This window comes from Reyranella sp. GW821-FHT14A01 (assembly GCF_058803965.1).
In genome coordinates this window covers 324,543-342,048 of sequence record NZ_JBXAPM010000004.1, presented here as the reverse complement: position 1 = coordinate 342,048, position 17,506 = coordinate 324,543, and the positions used below count along the sequence as shown (strand labels likewise).

The 17,506-nt window shown below is 65.0% G+C and carries 18 protein-coding genes; 8 read left to right on the top strand and 10 right to left on the bottom strand.

Annotated elements, in window-relative coordinates; all coding sequences use genetic code 11:
* Positions 1 to 22 precede the first annotated feature (22 nt).
* Both AC1ROX_RS10535 and AC1ROX_RS10530 read left to right on the top strand, forming a co-directional pair.
* A complete protein-coding gene (locus tag AC1ROX_RS10535; protein ID WP_493125145.1) occupies positions 23 to 862 on the top strand; it encodes a TauD/TfdA dioxygenase family protein in 840 nt (279 codons plus the stop codon).
* 235 nt (positions 863 to 1,097) lie between these two features.
* Entirely contained in the window at positions 1,098 to 2,117 is a 1,020-nt protein-coding gene (locus tag AC1ROX_RS10530) for an aspartate-semialdehyde dehydrogenase (protein WP_493125143.1), read from the top strand.
* A 52-nt stretch (positions 2,118 to 2,169) separates the two neighbouring features.
* Here the strand turns inward: AC1ROX_RS10530 and AC1ROX_RS10525 are convergent, their stop codons facing one another.
* From AC1ROX_RS10525 to AC1ROX_RS10515, 3 genes are all read right to left on the bottom strand, one after another.
* Positions 2,170 to 2,646: a helix-turn-helix domain-containing protein gene (locus AC1ROX_RS10525; protein ID WP_493125337.1), complete on the bottom strand. Its 477-nt coding sequence runs from the start codon at positions 2,644 to 2,646 to the stop codon at positions 2,170 to 2,172.
* Complete coding sequence (locus AC1ROX_RS10520) at positions 2,643 to 3,620, bottom strand: Bug family tripartite tricarboxylate transporter substrate binding protein (RefSeq protein ID WP_493125141.1); 978 nt, start codon at positions 3,618 to 3,620, stop codon at positions 2,643 to 2,645. The genes AC1ROX_RS10525 and AC1ROX_RS10520 overlap by 4 nt, the downstream gene beginning before the upstream one ends.
* A gap of 65 nt (positions 3,621 to 3,685) precedes the next feature.
* The gene (locus AC1ROX_RS10515) at positions 3,686 to 4,546 is read right to left on the bottom strand and encodes a TauD/TfdA dioxygenase family protein (RefSeq protein ID WP_493125139.1); all 861 of its coding nucleotides are present in this window, start codon (positions 4,544 to 4,546) and stop codon (positions 3,686 to 3,688) included.
* Positions 4,547 to 4,657: 111 nt separating this feature from the next.
* On the opposite strand from AC1ROX_RS10515, the gene AC1ROX_RS10510 reads away from it, so the two are divergent.
* A complete protein-coding gene (locus tag AC1ROX_RS10510; protein WP_493125137.1) occupies positions 4,658 to 5,611 on the top strand; it encodes a LysR family transcriptional regulator in 954 nt (317 codons plus the stop codon).
* A gap of 32 nt (positions 5,612 to 5,643) precedes the next feature.
* Here AC1ROX_RS10510 and AC1ROX_RS10505 read toward each other — a convergent pair whose 3' ends face one another.
* Complete coding sequence (locus AC1ROX_RS10505) at positions 5,644 to 6,366, bottom strand: phosphoadenylyl-sulfate reductase (RefSeq protein WP_493125135.1); 723 nt, start codon at positions 6,364 to 6,366, stop codon at positions 5,644 to 5,646.
* Between the two features lie 13 nt (positions 6,367 to 6,379).
* Entirely contained in the window at positions 6,380 to 6,643 is a 264-nt protein-coding gene (locus AC1ROX_RS10500) for a hypothetical protein (protein WP_493125133.1), read from the bottom strand.
* A gap of 564 nt (positions 6,644 to 7,207) precedes the next feature.
* On the opposite strand from AC1ROX_RS10500, the gene ku reads away from it, so the two are divergent.
* Positions 7,208 to 8,074, top strand: coding sequence for a non-homologous end joining protein Ku (ku, locus tag AC1ROX_RS10495; protein ID WP_493125131.1), 867 nt, complete (start codon positions 7,208 to 7,210; stop codon positions 8,072 to 8,074).
* Here ku and AC1ROX_RS10490 read toward each other — a convergent pair whose 3' ends face one another.
* The 3 genes from AC1ROX_RS10490 to AC1ROX_RS10480 all read right to left on the bottom strand — a co-directional run bounded on the left by AC1ROX_RS10490 (position 8,075) and on the right by AC1ROX_RS10480 (position 10,576).
* Positions 8,075 to 8,455, bottom strand: coding sequence for a hypothetical protein (locus AC1ROX_RS10490; RefSeq protein WP_493125129.1), 381 nt, complete (start codon positions 8,453 to 8,455; stop codon positions 8,075 to 8,077).
* 121 nt (positions 8,456 to 8,576) lie between these two features.
* Positions 8,577 to 9,107, bottom strand: a complete 531-nt coding sequence (locus AC1ROX_RS10485) for a cupin domain-containing protein (RefSeq protein WP_493125127.1) — start codon at positions 9,105 to 9,107, stop codon at positions 8,577 to 8,579.
* Positions 9,108 to 9,202: 95 nt separating this feature from the next.
* A complete protein-coding gene (locus AC1ROX_RS10480) occupies positions 9,203 to 10,576 on the bottom strand; it encodes an aminotransferase (protein ID WP_493125126.1) in 1,374 nt (457 codons plus the stop codon).
* 119 nt (positions 10,577 to 10,695) lie between these two features.
* Between AC1ROX_RS10480 and AC1ROX_RS10475 the strand changes: the two genes are divergently transcribed.
* Positions 10,696 to 11,202, top strand: coding sequence for a DUF1993 domain-containing protein (locus tag AC1ROX_RS10475; RefSeq protein ID WP_493125124.1), 507 nt, complete (start codon positions 10,696 to 10,698; stop codon positions 11,200 to 11,202).
* 56 nt (positions 11,203 to 11,258) lie between these two features.
* Here AC1ROX_RS10475 and AC1ROX_RS10470 read toward each other — a convergent pair whose 3' ends face one another.
* Complete coding sequence (locus tag AC1ROX_RS10470; protein ID WP_493125122.1) at positions 11,259 to 14,123, bottom strand: DUF4114 domain-containing protein; 2,865 nt, start codon at positions 14,121 to 14,123, stop codon at positions 11,259 to 11,261.
* Positions 14,124 to 14,385: 262 nt separating this feature from the next.
* Here AC1ROX_RS10470 and AC1ROX_RS10465 point away from each other — a divergent pair, with 262 nt between their 5' ends.
* A complete protein-coding gene (locus tag AC1ROX_RS10465) occupies positions 14,386 to 14,577 on the top strand; it encodes a hypothetical protein (RefSeq protein ID WP_493125120.1) in 192 nt (63 codons plus the stop codon).
* A gap of 176 nt (positions 14,578 to 14,753) precedes the next feature.
* Complete coding sequence (locus AC1ROX_RS10460; protein WP_493125118.1) at positions 14,754 to 14,939, top strand: hypothetical protein; 186 nt, start codon at positions 14,754 to 14,756, stop codon at positions 14,937 to 14,939.
* Between the two features lie 70 nt (positions 14,940 to 15,009).
* Here the strand turns inward: AC1ROX_RS10460 and AC1ROX_RS10455 are convergent, their stop codons facing one another.
* The gene (locus AC1ROX_RS10455; protein WP_493125116.1) at positions 15,010 to 16,980 is read right to left on the bottom strand and encodes an acyltransferase family protein; all 1,971 of its coding nucleotides are present in this window, start codon (positions 16,978 to 16,980) and stop codon (positions 15,010 to 15,012) included.
* Between the two features lie 204 nt (positions 16,981 to 17,184).
* Here AC1ROX_RS10455 and AC1ROX_RS10450 point away from each other — a divergent pair, with 204 nt between their 5' ends.
* Positions 17,185 to 17,331, top strand: a complete 147-nt coding sequence (locus AC1ROX_RS10450; RefSeq protein ID WP_493125114.1) for a hypothetical protein — start codon at positions 17,185 to 17,187, stop codon at positions 17,329 to 17,331.
* The last annotated feature ends 175 nt before the right edge of the window (positions 17,332 to 17,506 follow it).

Here is a 17,506-nt window from a genome sequence, read left to right as displayed (position 1 = left end):
TTCGGCAACGGAGGAAACACCAATGGCCTATCAGTCGATCGAAGTGCGCAAGCTGACGCCGTGCATCGGGGCGGAGATTTTCGGTGTCGATCTCGGCAAGCCGCTGGGCAACCAGCAGTTCCAGGAAGTGCACGATGCGCTGATGGAGAACCTGGTGATCTTCTTTCGCGACCAGAAGATGTCGATCGAGCAGCACAAGGAGTTCGGCCGGCGCTTCGGGCCGCTGCATGTCCATCCCAACGCCCCGATCACCTTCCCCGAGCATCCCGAGATCCTGGTGATCAAGGCCGACGAGAACTCGCGGCACGTTGCCGGCGAGGAATGGCACAGCGACGTCTCGTGCGATCTCGAGCCGCCCATGGGCTCGATCCTCCATCTCACCGAGGTGCCACCCGAGGGCGGCGGCGACACGCTGTTCGCCAACATGTACCGCGCCTACGACACGCTCTCCGGGCCGATCAAGGCGATGCTGCAGGGGCTGACCGCGCTGCACGACAGCTCCAAGGCGCACTACTATCGCGTCAAGGCCACCGACCGCGACGACATCAAGTTCCCCAACGCCGAGCACCCGATCGTGCGCACCCATCCGGTCACCGGCAAGCAGGGCCTCTACGTCAATCGCGGCTTCACCTTGCGCATCCCGCAGCTCCGCAAGCACGAGAGCGACGCCCTGCTCGAGATGCTCTACCGCCACATCGAGACGCCGGAGTTCCAGTGCCGCTTCAAGTGGCAGCCCAACTCCGTGGCCTTCTGGGACAATCGCTGCGTCCAGCACCACGCGATGTTCGACTACTTCCCGCACCGAAGGTACGGGCACCGGGTCACGGTCTGCGGCGACAAGCCGTTCCTGCGCGTGAACTAGGTGGAATTGCCGGGACTTTACACCCGCCCGGTCCCTGCCTTATATCCTCGGCACCATGATGCGTTTCGCGACCAAAACGACCACGACCACCAAAACGACCACCTTCGGTGGGCCGGCGAGGACGTGCGCGTAAAGTCGAACGTGACATAGGACAACCTCACAGGCCCCGCCGGTTTCGGACGGGGCCTTTGTCTTTCCAGGCGTCCGTCTCCCGGCTTCAACGAAGGAGACAGACATGAGTTCGAGACCTCTCACAGTGGCAATCGTCGGCGCGACCGGCGCCGTCGGCGTCGAGTTCCTGCGCTGCCTGGCGGAGCGCCGCTTCCCGGTGAAGGAGCTGCGCCTGCTCGCCTCCGCCCGCTCGGTCGGCCGAGAACTGTCGTTCGACGGGCGGGCGCTGGTGGTGCAGGAGCTGACCGACAGGAGCTTCGAGGGCGTCGACATCGCCCTGTTCTCGGCGGGCGGCGGCATCTCCAGGCGCTATGCCCCCATCGCGGTCGCGGCCGGCGCCATCGTGGTCGACAATTCCTCGGCCTTCCGCATGGATCCCGAGGTCCCGCTGGTAATCCCCGAGATCAACGCCGGCGCCATCGCGGGCCACAAGGGTATTGTCGCCAATCCCAATTGCGCGGCGATCATCGCCATCACCCCGCTCTGGCCGATCCACCAGCACAACCGCATCCGGCGCATGACCATCGCGACCTACCAGGCGGCCTCGGGCGCCGGTGCGGCGGCGATGGACGAGCTGGCCTGCTCGACGCGCGCCTATCTCGACGGCCGCAGCTTCCAGCCCAAGGTGCTGCCGCATCCCTACGCCTTCAATCTGTTCAGCCACAATACCGCGATCGATCCCGAGACCGGCTACAACGACGAAGAGACCAAGGTCATGCGCGAGACCCGCAAGATCTACGGCGACCAGGAGCTGCGCCTGTCGGCCACCTGCGTGCGCGTGCCGGTGCTGCGCGCCCACGCCGCCGCCGTCACCTTCGAGTGCGAGCGCCCGATCGGCGAGGACCGCGTGCGCGCGCTGCTGGCCAACGCGCCGGGCGTGCGCCTGGTCGACGACCGCGAGCGCAATCTCTTCCCGATGCCGCGCGACGCCAGCCAGCAGGACGACATCCTGGTCGGCCGCATCCGCCAGGACCTCGGCGATCCGACCGGCCACTCGATCTCGCTGTTCGTCGCGGGCGACCAGCTCCTGAAAGGCGCCGCGCTGAACGCCGTGCAGATCGCGGAGCACCTGCTGGCGGCGTGAGCGGCACCGCGGCGTGTTCCGTGTCGTCCCGCGCTACACGCGGGACGACACTTTACTTCTTCTTCGTCGCGCGCTCCGTGCCGCTCGCCGCGCCCATGGTCTTGACCAGTTCGTAGATGCGCTTGCGCACAGGGGTCTCGCGGATCTTGTAGTAGGCGCGGACGAGTTGCAGCGTCTCGCGCTTGATCAGCGGGTCCTTTTCCTCCGCGAAGGGTGTGCCGGCCTCGCCGAAGCCGCTGCCCTTCTTCACCTTGGCAGCCATTGGCCGCCCGGACAGCACATTCCCCGGCATCTCGTCGAAGAAGTAGGAGACCGGCACGTCGAGCGCCTTGGAGAATTCGTAGAGCCGGCTCGAGCCGACACGGTTCGAGCCGCGCTCATATTTCTGGACCTGCTGGAAAGTGAGGCCGACGGCATCGCCCAGCTTGGTCTGGCTCATGCCGAGCAGGGTGCGCCGCTGGCGCATACGAACGCCGACATGCGCGTCGACGGGATGTGACTTGGCCATTTCTTTCTTCTCTTCCTCTATTCGACGGTCGCGCCGGACTTGGCCACGACCTCCTTCCAGTGCTTCGCTTCTTCTGCGATACGCGCCGTGAACTCGGCCGGCGTGCCGCCGACCATGATGAAACCGAGTTCGCTGATACGCTCGGCAATGTCCTTCCGGGTCAGAATCTCATTGATCGCTTTCGCGAGCGTCTCGATGACCTGTGCCGGGGTACCGGCGGGCGCGACCATCCCGACCCACACCGAGGATTCGAAGGTAAGCAGGCCGCTCTCCTCGAGCGTCGGCACGTCGGGCAGGAAGCGCGACCGGCTCTTGGTCGTGATCGCCAGCGCCCTGAGCTTGCCCGCCCGGATCTGCGGCAGCGCGCCCGAGAGGTCGGCGATGCCGGCGGGCACCTGGCCCGACACGAGATCGGCGATCTGTGGCGCGTTGCCCTTGTAGGGCACGTGCAGCATCTGCACGCCGGCCGCCAGCTTGAACATCTCGCCGGTGAGATGCGAGACCGAGCCGCTGCCGCCCGAGGCCAGCACCATGGTGCCGGGCTTGGCCAGCACGATCAGCTCCGCCACCGACTTCGCCGGCACGCCGGCGTTGACCAGCAGCAGGTTGGGCACTTCGGCCACGCGCACGATCGGCAGGAAGTCGCGCAGCGGCACAAAGGTGAGGTTGCTGTAGATGCTGGGCGCAATGGTCATGATGCTGGTGTTGGGAAACAGCAGCGTGTAGCCGTCCGGATCGGACGTCGCGACGAAGGCGGCGGCAAGGTTGCCGTTGGCACCCGCCTTGTTCTCGACGATCACCTGCTGGCCGAACATCTGCGTGAGCTGCTCGGCCAGGATGCGGGCCAACACGTCGGTGCCGCCCCCCGGCGGGAACGGCACGATGATGCGGATGGGCTTCGTCGGCCAAGCCGGCGCCCGCGGCTGGGTCTGGGCGCGGACTCCCGCTCCAGCCGCGGCCGACAGGGTCGCTGCGACGAAACCAACACCAAGCACGCGTCGTCCTACTCCAGGCTTCGATGACATTGTGTGCTCCCCGCCGGTCGTGCGGCCCGTTCCACCTATTGCGGCTGGTAGAGATACCCGGAAGGCTCACCCTTCAGGGTCGTACGGTGCATATGCCGCGGCTGGGTCATATCGTAGCGAACGGCAAGATGCATCGTGCATCTGTTGTCCCACATCAAAATGTCGTGCTGTCGCCAGTAATGCCTGTACATGAATTCCGGTTGTACCGAGTGCGTAAATAAAAACTGTAAGATTGCGCTGCTTTCCTCATCGGTCATGCCGACGATATGCGTCGTCTGTCCTTCGCTGACGTAGAGCGCCTTGCGGCCCGTCTCGGGATGGACGCGCACGACCGGCTGGGCGACCAGCGGGTTAATGCGTCGCAATTCGGCCAGCACTTCGGGATCGCGCTTGCGAGCCTCTTTCGTGTTCGTGCTGTCATGGACCGCGTAGAGATCCTCCAGCATCTTCTTCATGACCTCCGACAGTGCATCATAGGCCATGTACATGTTGGTGAATTGGGTATCACCGCCGACATCGGGCATCTCCAGGCAGTGGAGAAGCGACCCGGTGGCCGGATTGAGCGAGAACGAGGTATCGGAATGCCACTGCCGGCCCTGATTGCGGGTCTCCGACGGCTTTCCCTTATGCGGCTTGTTCGAGATCAGCATGATCTCAGGATGGTCTGGATGCCGAAACAAGGGGCCAAACGACACCGGATCGATGTCACCTAATTGCCGACTGAACGCAATATGTCTTTCCGCAGAGATGTTCTGCTGCGGGAATACAAGGACCTGATGCTTCAGCCATGCGGCGCGCACCTCGGCAATGATCGATGCCGGAACATCGTCGTTGAGGTCCAGTCCCGTCACTTCAGCGCCCAATCCGTGGGCCAGCCGTCTTACCTGCAGCGGCATGTAGACTCCCGCGCTTGGCAGATCATCCGCCGTGCAACCCGACGTTGCCCGCTTGCAAACAATGCGTCCAATATCGTTAGATGTTTTTCTAATACCATCTGGGTATCGAACATGGACCTGAGAACACTTCGTTGTTTCTGTGCCGTCGTGCGAGAGGGGCACTTCGGGCGCGCCGCGCTGTCGCTCGGCATTGCCCAGCCGCCTCTGACCCGGCAGATTCAGAAGCTCGAACGCGAACTCGGCGTGGCCCTGCTGCGTCGCACGCAGAAGAAGTTCGAGGTCACCCAGGCGGGAAACATCCTCTACGAGCGCGCGCGGCGCCTGCTCGACAGCGCCGACCAGGCCGAAGCCGACGTGCGGCGCGCCGGCACGGGCGAGACCGGGCGACTCACCATCGGCTTCGTGCATTCCAATGCCTTCACCATTTTGCCGGGGGTCGTCGCGCGCTTCCGCGCCGCATACCCGGACGTCGAGCTCGATCTGCGCGAGATGTGGCACGCCAATCTGGTGTCGGGCCTGGAAACCGGAAGCATCGATGTCGGCCTTCTGCGCCCCCCGGTCAGCAGCAGCGCGCTTCAGGTCGTGACGCTGATCCGCGAGCCGTTCCTCGCATTGGTCCCGGCCGGACACCGTCTGGCGCAGCGGCGGACGATCCAGATTCGTCAGTTCGTAACCGAACCGTTCGTGTTGTACTCGCGGACCGGCTCGCCGCTTATCCACTCTCGCGTCATGGAGATGTGCAAGCGCGCCGACTTCGTGCCGCGCATCGTCCAGTACGCCGACCAGATCCACACCGTCGCGAGCTTCGTCGGCGCCGGGATCGGCGTGGCCCTGGCGCCTTCGACGGTGACCAGTTTCAACATGCCGGGCCTGCGCTATCTTCAGCTCGCCGACAAGCCCGCCCCTCTGCCGATGGGCGTGATGTGGCGCATCGGCAACAACGCCAGCCTGCTCCGCAACTTCGTCCGCGTCGCCCGCGAAGCCGGCGCCCTATGGCGACCGGTGGAGGTGCCCGGGCTGAAGCTGGCCCTCGACGTCAGCCGGCCCTTTCCGAGCGCAGCCTGACGCCGGCAACGAAGACGGGACAGCACGCCAACTCAGGACACAGGGGGAAGGACCGCCAGCGCCGCCATGGTGCGATGGATGCCGCATTCCGTCTTGGCGAGGCCGCGCCAGCGGCCGGCGCGCGAATCCTCGTCCGGCAACACGGGTGAGGTGCAGGGGGCGCAACCGATCGAGGGATAGCCGTGCCCCGCAAGCGGGTGCGCCGGCAGGCCGTGGCGCCGGGCATGGGCGTCGATCTCGGCCTGGCTCCAGTTCGCCAGCGGATTGATCTTGGTTTGGGCACCGTCGATCTCGAACACCGGCAGCTCGCGGCGCGTCGACGCCTGGAACCGCTTGCGGCCGGTGATCCAGGCATCGAAGCCCGTCATCGCGCGCTGCAGCGGGGCCACCTTGCGGAAGGCGCAGCAGCCGTCGGGATCCCAGGTCGCCCGGCTGAGATCGGCATCGAGGCGAGCCGCCTCCTGCGGCGACGGCCCGACCGTGCGCACATCGCTCAGGCCGAGATGGCGGACCAGCCGGTCGCGATGCTCAAGCGTCTCGGGAAAGTGCCGGCCGGTATCGACGAACAGCACCGGCGTCGACGGATCGACCTCGGCCACCTGGTGCAGCAGCACCGCGGCGTCGGCGCCGAAGGACGAGACGACGGCGATGCGGCCGGTAAAGACTTCGCCCAGCACGGCCCGCAGGATGCGGGAGGGCCCTGCCCCGTCAAAACGTCGCCGCAGATCGACGACATGTTCAGCAACAGTCGGCATGATGTCCAATCACCTAATACTGGTCCTGCTGTTCGATCTCGTAGGTGAGGTCGCGTTCGACCTCGCCGGTGATGTCGCCGAGCACGTCGTCGATCTGGACCATGGCCTCGTCGACTTCGTGCACGAGCACGTCGAATTCCGCGGCCAGCCGGTTCAGCGCGGCCCGGATTTCGGTCTTGGCCCGCAGCTCCGCGCGACGCAGCTCCTGAAGCTGGCTATGCGGGCTCGGCCCGCCGACGAGGTGCTTCGCCCACTCGGTGAGGGTCGCGATGCTCATCGGAGGACCGCCGCGCCAGGCGAATGGACTGCGATACTGAAGGGTTCGGACATGGCTCCGCTCCTCCGGCCTTGCGCTCCTTTGGGAGGCGGCCGGTCTGATCTCAAGAAACTGCCGGGTGGACTTCGGCTCTAGGAGAACCGACAGCCCGGGCGGTACTTGCCGCGTCGACAGCGCCTGCGGAGGGTCGAAAGAAGGGGCCGGGTCATCGCTCTCTCATACGTCGTAGCGGAGCCCACGATCGCGTCGTGACGCTTTAGCGCTTGGTGACGCGGCGCAAGCTGCTCCTCAAATCCCGCGGTCTTTCGACCCTTCAGAGATGCGACACATCACGCCATCAGACAATGATCGGGATTTTCAAAGTTCGGGTCCGCCGTGGAACGGGTGCGGCAGGAAACGGTCGGTCGGGAGAAATCCTTGCCGGCCCCTCTTCGCGATACCCCAACGTCTGGTGAGACCAAAATCGGAACGGACGCCGCTAATTGAAATTGTTCGGAACGCTCCGGGCCGCCGCAACAAGCAGGCCTTTCGCCAGTTGAATGCCCGTACGTGAGGGGAATCACCATGGCTGCGCGTCCATCCTGGGAAGGGCATCTCCGCCTTTCACTCGTGACCTGTCCCGTGTCCTTGTGGTCGGCGACGACCGAGGCGGAGACGGTCCGTTTCAACCTGATCAACCCGAAGACCAACAACCGCATCAAGATGAAGACGGTCGACGCCGGTACTGGCGAGGAACTGTCGCGGGCCGACCTGGTCAAGGGTTTCGCGATCGCCAAGGACGAGTATGTCCTGCTCGACAAGGAAGACTTCGAGAGCGTGAAGCTCGAATCGACGCGCATCATCGACATCGAAAAATTCGTGGCCCGCGAGACGATCGACCGTCTCTACTGGGACACGCCCTATCATCTCGTGCCCTCGGGCAAGACCGGCATCGAGGCCTTCGCTGTGATTCGCGAGGCGATGAAGCGCCGGGGCATGGTAGCGATCGGCCGCCTCGTCATGAGCACGCGCGAGCGGGTCTGCGCCATCGAGATCGAGGAAGAGGGTCTGGTGCTGACGACCCTGCGCACCGCCGAGGAGGTGCGCCAGCTCGACGAGATCGGCCATCCCGACCTGCCCAAGCCTGATCCGCAGATGCTCGACATCGCCGAGAAGATCGTGGCGCAGCAGTCGGGCGACTTCGATCCGGCGGAGTTCACCGACCGCTACGAGGAGGCGCTGCGCGCCCTGATCGAGGAGAAGAAGAAGGGCAAGCCGGTGAAAGCGAAGCCGGCGCGCGAGGAGAAGGACTCCGGTGTCGTCGACCTGATGGCCGCGCTGAAGAAGAGCCTCCAGGGCAGCGGCCCCGAGCGCAAACGCGCCGAACGCTACGCCGCCGCCGCTCGCGCCAACAAGAAGAAGCCGCCGACGCGAGGGCGGAAGGCCGCCTGATCAACGCAAGGTCGAGACGTCGGCCGAGATGCGGAGACCTTGAGGTCGCCTTCCATCGCCCCGCCGACGCGCTTGGTCGGATTGCTGGCCGGCTTCCCGACGCCTAGCAACCAGATGCCGACGATCGCCGTCGTGCCCTTTATCTTCGCGGCTTATCTTCGCGGCCTCATCGAACGGCTTGCCGGTGAGGACGACGGCATAGGTTCCAGCCGGCAGGTCCTTCAGGACGGTCTCGCCCTTTGCATCGGTCTGCCCGCGCGTGACGATCGACCCTCCGGGCTTCTTCTTCACGACGACATCGATGCCCGGGATCGGCTCGTTGGTGGCCTGCGCCGGCGAGCGTGACGCAGGCGAGCGCGGCCGCACCGAGAAGCGCGGCAAAGGATCGAACCAAAAGCATTGGGATGTCCCCGTCTCAATGGCGCCCAACGACGCCAGACCTGCATCATGCACGCAGATTCGTGGCCGATCCATGTCGGACGGGTGGTGCTTTCGCGGGGAATTACACCGGCGCGGCGCCGTTCAGGACGAAGAGGACTCGGGCGATGCGGTCGGTACGGTTGGCCCAGGCATGGTTGGTGCCGCGCTGGATCAGCACGTCGCCGACCTGCATCAGGGTCTCGCCGATATCCATCAGTGCCCAGATCTCGCCTTCGATGACGATGGCGTAGTCGATGCTGTGGGTCTTGTGGAAGCCGGGATGGCGCGCCGCCGCGTCGTGCGCGCCGGATGCGCCGTACTGGCGGAACACCTCGGCCTGGTTGCCGTAGTTGCGCTCCCTGTCGGGCGGGAACTCGACGACGCGAACGACATTGCCGGCGGCCGGCGGCTCCAGCTTGAAAGGCCGCGCCGTCGGGTCGCCCTGGCCCTCTCCGTTCGCTCCTGGGAAAGTATCGATCAGCCAGAGGTTGGTCAGGCCGACATTGGGCGAATGCGACGGCGAGAAGCCGTTGGGCGCCGGCCCGTCCTCGAGGAACACCGAGCGTCCCTCGCTGTCGTGGCCCGTCACGATCCGGCGTACCGGCTTCACCATGCGTCGTCTCCTCCGATATGAGCGGCGCACTATGCACGCTCGGAGCGACGGAGAAACAGTACAGGACCGTCGACGGGCCCAGCAGGTGGAACGGCCTAGACGCCGAGATCCTTCTTGGCGTCGTCGAGCGCGAGCCTGAAGCGCGTGCACATCTCGCCGATCTGCTCCTCGGTGATGATGAGCGGCGGCGTGAAGGCGATGCGGTCGCCGATCGCCCGCACGATCAGCCCGTGGCGCAGCGCATGGTCCATCACCATCGTGCCCACCTTCTGCTCCGGCGCCCACGGCGTGCGGGTCTTCGCATCTTTCATCAGCTCGACGCCCGTGAACAGGCCGACGCCGCGCACGTCGCCGACCAGCGGATGATCGCGGAACTTCTCAAGGCCCGCCTGCATCACCGGCCCGACCCGGCGCACCTGCCCCACGATGTCGCGCTCCTCGTAGATCTTCAGCGTCTCCAGCGCCACCGCGCAGGCCACCGGATGGGCGCCGTAGGTGAAGCCGTGGCCGAACGTGCCGTTGGTGGCGCTCAGGCTCTCGACCGCATCGTAGACCTTGTCCGAGATCATCAGCGCCGAGATCGGCTGGTAGGCCGCCGACAGCGCCTTGGCGCAGGACACCATGTCGGGCTGGATGCCGTAGGTCTCGCAGCCCCACATGTTGCCGGTGCGGCCGAAGCCCGCGATCACCTCGTCGGCGATCAGCAGCACGTCGTACTTCTTCAGCACCTTCTGGATCTTCTCCCAGTAGGTGCGCGGCGGGGTGATGGCGCCGCCGCCGCCCTGCACCGGCTCGCCGAAGAAGGCCGCCACCGTGTCCGGCCCCTCGGCCAGGATCAGCGCCTCGAGGTTGGCGGCCATGCGGTCGGCGAACTGCTCCTCGGTCTCGCCCTCGGTGTGGAAGCGATAGTAGTGCGGATTGTCGGTGTGTTTGAACATCGGCAGCGGGATGTCGAAGCCCGCCCGCATGTGCGGCTGGCCCGAGACGCTGACCGAGGCCACCGTGTTGCCGTGATAGCCGCGCTCGCGGCCGATGATCTTCTTCTTCTCCGGCTTGCCGATAGCGTTGTGATAGTACCAGACCAGCTTGATGGCGGCGTCGTTGGCCTCCGAGCCCGAGCACTGGAAGAGCACGCGGCTCATCGGCCTGGGCGCGATCGACAGCAGCTTCTCGGCCAGGTCGACGCTGGCCAGGTGCCCCTTGTCGAAGAACGTATGATAGTAGGGCAGGTCGAGGAGCTGCCTGTAGCCCGCCTCGGCGAGCCGCTTCTCCGAGAAGCCCAGCGAGGCGCACCACAGGCCGGCCATCGCCTCGATATACTCCTTGCCCGATTCGTCGATCACATGGATGCCGTTGCCGCGCGCCATGAGCGTCCCGCCCTGCTCGCGATAGGTCTTCAACTCCGTCTGCTGGTGCACCAGGTAGCGCTGGTCCCGCGCGTGCGGCGAGTTCGCGTGCAGTCCGTCCATGATATCTCCTTCAGTCGACGTGCGAAGGCTAGCGTTGTGCAAGAACGCGGCCAAGGCGTCACTTTTGTCAGGGCATGGTAGGCTGAGGGTAATTCCCCAATCCAGCCCACGGAAATCCCATGTATTCAGAAGTGATCTCGCAGTGCACGCAGTCCCTGAAGGGTCTTGCCGGCTATCTAGACAAGGCCGAGCAGCATGCCGCTGCCAGGAAGTTCGACATCGACGTGCTGCTGAACAGCCGCCTCGCCCCCGACATGCGCAACTTCATCTACCAGGTCCAGAGCGCCTGCGACTACGTGAAGAACGGGGCCGCCTGGCTCTCGGGCCAGACGCCGCCCAAGCACGAGGACAACGAGAAGACGATCGGCGAGCTGCGAGCCCGCATCGCCAAGGCCGTGGCCTTCGCCGAGAGCGTGACGCCGGCGCAGTACGAAGGCGCCGCCGGGCGCAAGGTCAGCTTCTCCTGGGCGCCGGGCAAGGTCATCGGCGGCCAGGACTATCTGCTGCAGATGGTCGTGCCCAACTTCTACTTCCACCTCACGACGGCCTACGCGATCCTGCGCCATAACGGCGTCGACGTCGGCAAGATGGACTTCCTGAAGCCGGTCAATCTCGTCGCGGCCTGACGGTCCCCGGCACGGCTGGCTGAGCCGGTCAGATCAGCCAGCCGTTGCCCGCGGCGTCAGACCAACAAGTTGCTGCCCGTGGCGCTTGTGAAGTCGAGCTGCACGATCATGTCGTTGAAATCGCGGTCGCCGCCGCCCCACGTGTCCTCCCACCCCCAGGTGTTGAGACCGTAGCTCCAGAGGTGGCCCCCGCCGTCGGGATTGGCCTGCGAGAAGGCCCAGTAGGCCTGGCCGCTGCTGCTGTTGATGAGCGACATGGCGATGTAGTCGCCGGCGTCGACACCCATCAGCAGGTTCTGCCCGTAATTGCCGTAGCCCGGGCCGTTCATCACCGTGCCGCCCGTGACGAACTGATAGGCGGCGGCTTGCGCCGCGGCGGCGTAGCCCACCTGCCCGGGCTGAAAGTTTCCGACCCTGCCGGTGAGATCGTCGACCTGGTAGAAGGTCACCGCAACTGTGTCCTGGCCGTTCTGGCGCACGCGCACCACCGCCAGCTGGTTGTCGGCACCGCCCGCCGTCTCCGCCATAGCGATAGGACGCGCCACCCGAACACTGCTGCCATCCCGCTCAAAGTCGACGAAGCCGTAGTCGCTTGTGAGGTCCGCCTGGGGACTGTCGCCTGTATTGCCGTTCAACGACACCGCGAAGCTGTCGCCTCCGTCGACGAGCGAGTCGGTGATCGCGCCCTGCCCTGCCTTGTCGAACAGGCGGACGAGATTCGGATCGAAATCGGATTGCAGCACCTGCTGCGCCAACTGCGCCGTCCAGGCGTAGGACTGTGTGGTACCGCTGGAGAAGCCGAGGTCATTGCCCTCGATATCAATGCCGATGGAGACGTGGCCCGCCGCGACGGTCTGGAACAGCAATGCCTGGTTGGCGCCGCTGATCCAACCGCCCGTCCCGTCCGAATCGAGCACGGGGAGCGCGCCTCCGAACGAAGTCTGGGCATGGGCGATCGCGGTGAGCGCGCGTCCCAGCAGCAGGCCGTTGGGCGTGCCGAGGCCCGACGCGTAATCGTAGCCGTCACCGGCCGAGTAGCCGATATTGGTCGCCGAGCCTTGGGTGCCGTCAATCGAATAGGCGCCTGACGGATCGTAGTAGAAGGCCGAATTGTTGTTGCCAACAGTGATGTCGTTGAACGAGCCTGGTGCGATCGCCGAGGCGATGTAGAGCAGGTCGTTCATGAAGCCGAGGTTGTTCAGGCCCTGGTCGTTGAAGATATAGTTGAACTGCGTGATCAGCGACGCCCAGAGCGGCGCCGCAGCGCTGGTGCCGGCGTCACCATGCGTGCCGATCATGTCGTCCTCGGGCACGGTGTAGAACAAGTTGCCGCCAGCATTGGCCGAGACGTCGGGCACGCCGCGGCCGGGCTGGTGTAGCGAATCGCTAGTGACCGGATTCAGGCCGTACTGTGCCTGGTACCAGGGCGGTGCAAGCTGCGTGACGTCGACGCCCCCCGCGCCCGCATCGTTGCCCGAGTAGCCGGTTATGGTCCCGTCGGTGTTGTCGACCTTGTACTGATTCCATACGGTCTCGATGAACTGGCCGATGTCGCTGGTGCCCGTCGGCATGGTCTTGAGGCCCGTTCTGACGAGTTCCCACAGGAGGGCCTGGTTGCCCGTCGTCGCAAGGGCAGCCGCGGCGGACAGCGAAGTATCCGTCGCCGCTACGCTCTGGCTGGAGAGCGATGTGCCGCTCACCATGATATTGTACGGCTGGGTCAATGTGGTGTGGACATTGGTCAAGCCGTTGGCGATCTCTGCACTCGAGCCGCCGTCACCCGCCGCGATCACGCTCGTCTGGTTCATGAGCGCCGCGTCGATGTAGAGCTGCTGATAGGCCGTCCAGTACGGCGAGCCAGGCGCCGGGCTGGGCGCGTCGTTGTACGAGTTCGACGTCACCGCGGGCAGAACACCCGTTGGATTCCAGATCGACGACTGAACTGCGGTGAAGACCGACGCTTCGGCATTCGGGAAACCCGAGCTGGAGCTGAGGCCGGAGCCGTTGAAGAGCTGAAGGTTCGAGTTCGGGTTGATGGCGGCCACGATGCCGACATCGAGCGCCCGCTCCCCCGAGGTTGGAGCCGACTGGCCCATCACGCCCTGCGCCGAGACCTGGCCGGTGCCGGTAACGCCGATCCCCGAGAGATAGGCATCGAGCGCCGCCTCGAACCCGGTTCCCGTCGGATCGGTCGACGACATGTAGGTGCCGGTGCCGGGCTCGATCAGGCCAATGACACCCGTCTGCACGCTCTGACCGTTGAGCGGAAAATTGTAGAGCACCGCGACGTCCTGAGGGGCCAGGTCCTGATTGACACCGCTATTGCCCGGACTCTGCGCCCCGTTCCCAAGGGTCACGCCCGGGTTGGTCGTGAGGTCCTGGGGAGGCGGACGATGATTGGCGTCGAACCAGAGGCCGACGACTCCCCATTCTGGCGGCAGGGCAAGCTCGCCGTTCCAGAAATGTAGGTCGGCAGATGACGAATATTGCAGCGCCTGCGGAGTGGTTGGAGTGCCGAACAGCGTGTTGAATTCAGCGGGTGTCGAGAGCTGGACCCAGATCGTGCGGTTCTCGACTGTCGACGTGTAGTAGCCGTCGTTGCCTGGTGTGTTGGCGTCGATCACCGTCAGCCCCACCGCAGCGAGCTGGGTCAATACGGTCTGGTAAGTTGTAGGATTGGCGCCGTAGCTCGTCCAGAGATCGGGTGCCGCCAGTGACTGCTGCCGGCTCGCCCAGTTGCCGGACAGCATACTGGTGGGATCTTCGACCCGGTCGAGAATGATCGCCACGTTGTAGCTGCAGTAGTCCGAGTTCACGCCATCGGAGAAACCGTAAGCTTCGGCAACGCTCGACGCCTCCGTGATCCGATAACCGGTCCATGAAAGGAAGTCTGAACCAGTGATGTTGATGCCGTTGTCCATGGAGCCCCCAATCGGAATGAGCGTCTCAAATTCTCCCCGGAGGAACGCTACAAGCGCGAGATTGCCCCCCGCAATGCGGCAGCTCACCAAAATGGGTCAGCATGTGACAGGCAGCTCGCCCATTTCTGTGTCGGCCTTGTTTGCCCAGCGCCTCGTCCATCAACAGACTATTTGCAATGGCTAAACCGGCGCTCCATCCGAACGCCCCCCTGTCGGCCGGGTCTCGACCGAGTTTTTCCTGCGCGGCTTAGTCGTCGGTCAGGTGGACGACGACATCCTGAACGGCATGATCGTCATGACCCTGTGGTGCGAAACGCTCGTCACAACGGGGAAAAGCAGCCCGATGGGCATCCGGGAGCTGTCGCGCCGCCTCAATTTTCCTTTGAGACGGTACGACGACACGCCCGCAAGCTCGTTCGAAAGGGCGCCTGCCTCGCCGAAATGGACGGGGTGAGCCTGACCTTACCGGTCCGGCGAAGCGCTCCCATGAATGCATTATTGCGCAAGCCTTACCTGGAGACCGTACGCATGCTTGGTGCCCTCAGCCGAATCAGGATCGTGAGCTACAAGCCACCAAGATCGCCCTCTTAGGCTCTGCGGCATGCGAACAAGGAGTTCACCATCATCGCCGTGGTCGTAATCCGCCTGCTGCTTGCCACGCTGAAGGTCCTGCGTCGTGCTTCCGGTGGCGGCCTCATGGGCGGGCTGGTGTTCACGGCGATCCGGGCAGCCAACGTCACGCACATCACGAACAAGGCGCCGGCGGCCCATCGCGAGTCATACCTGAGACGATCCGACGGCATACCCGAAAACTGATCAGTCAGGGCAAGTGCATCCGGGTCAATCGCGGCGGCCTGATTGTAACGGCGTGAAGGTCTGATTCCCTTCAGTCGCCCGCGCCGTCGACGACCAGCCGGACGAGAAGCTGCGTGGCGAGATAGTCGGACGCCGCCGGTAGCAGATGGCCATAGTCGTGGCTCGTCAGCCCGGCGGTGCGATCGTCTTCCAGATAGACCAGGCAGCCCTCGTCGTTGCAGAACGCACCCTGGACATCCACGTACACTGTCGCGCGGGAGCCGGCATAGCGGCGTTTGAGCCCTTCGTTGCGGGCCTGCAGGTCGACGTTCACACCGGTTAACGTGCGGCGCGGCGTGTCGGGCCACAGCTTCCGCGCGACGATGTTGGGAAGATCCGACAGCCAGTGCGGCGTCGGGCCCACGACCAGCACGTGCTTCACGCCCAGCCTCTTCAGCTCCGCGTCGATCGCATCGATCGCCTTGGTGCGGCCGGCCAGGTGGACCGCGCTATGCGCCACGATCACGACGTCGGGCTTTTCCTTCGCGATCGTCTGGAGGGCCGTCCAGTTCGAGTGATGGCAAAAGTTGGTCGTCGAGGGCTCGGCGCCCTCGATGTCGGGCATGCAGCCTGAGCTGGTGACCTGCAGGATCTGCCAGTCGGCGGGAAGATTCCGGGCCAATCCCCAGTAAAGATGCTGGGCGTGCGAATCGCCCCAGAGCATCACCGAGTAGCGCTTGGCGGGATCGCGTTCCGTGCAGCTCCTGTCGATCGCCTTCCTCGGAGTTTGCGTAGGGCGACCGGCGAAGAAGGACTGCACGTCGTAGAAGTTGCAGTCGTTTCGGTATTTCTCGAGCAGGCCCGTCGTCCGCTGGAAATACCTGTCCGGGCCGCTGTTGTCGAAATGACGGACAAAGGCTTCCCGCTGCGGATCCAGGGCGCGCAGGCCGGGGAAGCCGTTGGTCGAGTAGCAGAGGAAGCCGATGCCCCCCATCAGCGCGGCGCCGCCGAGGAGCCCGAAGGCCCTGGTCCCGCCCGGCTTCGCGTTTCGGATCGGTCGTTCGACGAGAAGGTAGGTCGCCGTCGCCGCAACGAACGCGAGGGCGACGGCCGCCGATTGCATTCCGACCGCCGGCGGCCCCGCTTCGAAGATCCGCACAAAGGCCAGCATTGGCCAGTGCCAGAGATAGAGCGGATAGCTGATCAGGCCCACGGCCACCATGGCACGGTTGGCCAGGATCAGGCGATTGAGCGGCGCCCGCGGTCCCGCGGAGATGACGAGAAAGGCACCGAGTGTGGGCAGCAGGGCCCACCAGCCGGGAAAGGCGCTTGCCTGATCCAGCAGCAGGAAGCCGGCGGCGAGGAGCGCGAAGCCCGCCCCGGAAGCGACCTCCGCCCGCGCCGCTCCCCATTTCCAGCCGCGCGCGGCCAGCCAGGCCAGGGCGCCGCCCACCATCAGCTCCCAGGCGCGCGACACCGGGGAATAGAAGGCTTCCGCGGGCGCCCGGCCCGTCAGGTAGATGTTGGCGGCGAACGAAACGACGATCGTCGCGACGATGGCGCCGGCAATGCCGTGCCGGAGATGCGAGACGAGGATGAGAAGCGCCGGCCAGACGACGTAGAACTGTTCCTCGATGCCGAGGCTCCACAGATGCAGCAGGACCTTGGTCTTGGCATCCTGGTCGAAATACCCGCTTTCGCCCCAGTAGATGAAGTTGGAGAGGAAGGCGGTGGCGCCCGCCACGTGCTTGCCCAGCACGCGGTATTCGCCGCTGAACAACAGGAACCAGCCGACGGCGAGGACGGTCGCCAGCACCAGCAGGAGCGCCGGCAGGATGCGCCGTATGCGCCGCGCGTAGAAATCGAGGAGGCTGAAGGTGCCCCGGTCGAGCCCCTTGAGGATGATTGCGGTGATCAGGAAGCCGGAGATGACGAAGAAGACGTCGACGCCCGCGAACCCTCCCGGCAACAGGTCCGGGGAGACATGGAACGCCACGACCGACAGGACCGCGACCGCCCTCAAGCCGTCGATGTCGGGCCGATATTCAGGTTCCGGGGTCACTCTGGGTTCTTTTTGACGACGCGGCGGGAGAAAGGTCTGATGCCGGAATCCACAACCCGACGCAACGGCCCCCACGGCGCACGTCCGACGCGAGTCGCCCCGATAAGGACAAATGACTTCCCGCGGCAACAAAGCCGGCGGAAATGTCGTTCGCTCACCATGGTCACGCCGGTCAAGCAACCCGATTCCCAGTTGGCGCAATTGTTGGACGCCGAACGGAAGGCGCGGGAGCGGCACGAGCGGCTGGCCGGCTATCCCGACGATGTCCGGAAGGCGGCTCACGCTCTGTGGAGGGAGGCTGCCGAAGCGGTGCGCGCCCATCGCGATCGCCGGCGCGACGAGCGCGAGTAGGATTCCGATGGCGTTGTGGGTGCCCGAACTGCGGGGCTCGAGAGCAGCGCCGGCCTTTGGTCTCTGGCATCAGTTAGATCGAGTAGCGTAACTGACGACACCAAAGCATCGAAAGAAAATCACGGGCTTTGCGGACAGCGCCGCCTCGATGGTGCGGGCGTCAATGGAAGCCATC

Bases quoted from the DNA above. Each gene is read 5' to 3' on its own strand.
- AC1ROX_RS10535 (WP_493125145.1), top strand. From the start codon at position 23: ATGGCCTATCAGTCGATCGAAGTGCGCAAGCTGACGCCGTGCATCGGG.
- AC1ROX_RS10530 (WP_493125143.1), top strand. From the start codon at position 1,098: ATGAGTTCGAGACCTCTCACAGTGGCAATCGTCGGCGCGACCGGCGCC.
- AC1ROX_RS10515 (WP_493125139.1), bottom strand. From the start codon at position 4,546: ATGCCGCTGCAGGTAAGACGGCTGGCCCACGGATTGGGCGCTGAAGTG.
- AC1ROX_RS10510 (WP_493125137.1), top strand. From the start codon at position 4,658: ATGGACCTGAGAACACTTCGTTGTTTCTGTGCCGTCGTGCGAGAGGGG.
- AC1ROX_RS10505 (WP_493125135.1), bottom strand. From the start codon at position 6,366: ATGCCGACTGTTGCTGAACATGTCGTCGATCTGCGGCGACGTTTTGAC.
- AC1ROX_RS10500 (WP_493125133.1), bottom strand. From the start codon at position 6,643: ATGAGCATCGCGACCCTCACCGAGTGGGCGAAGCACCTCGTCGGCGGG.
- ku (WP_493125131.1), top strand. From the start codon at position 7,208: ATGGCTGCGCGTCCATCCTGGGAAGGGCATCTCCGCCTTTCACTCGTG.
- AC1ROX_RS10485 (WP_493125127.1), bottom strand. From the start codon at position 9,107: ATGGTGAAGCCGGTACGCCGGATCGTGACGGGCCACGACAGCGAGGGA.
- AC1ROX_RS10480 (WP_493125126.1), bottom strand. From the start codon at position 10,576: ATGGACGGACTGCACGCGAACTCGCCGCACGCGCGGGACCAGCGCTAC.
- AC1ROX_RS10475 (WP_493125124.1), top strand. From the start codon at position 10,696: ATGTATTCAGAAGTGATCTCGCAGTGCACGCAGTCCCTGAAGGGTCTT.
- AC1ROX_RS10470 (WP_493125122.1), bottom strand. From the start codon at position 14,123: ATGGACAACGGCATCAACATCACTGGTTCAGACTTCCTTTCATGGACC.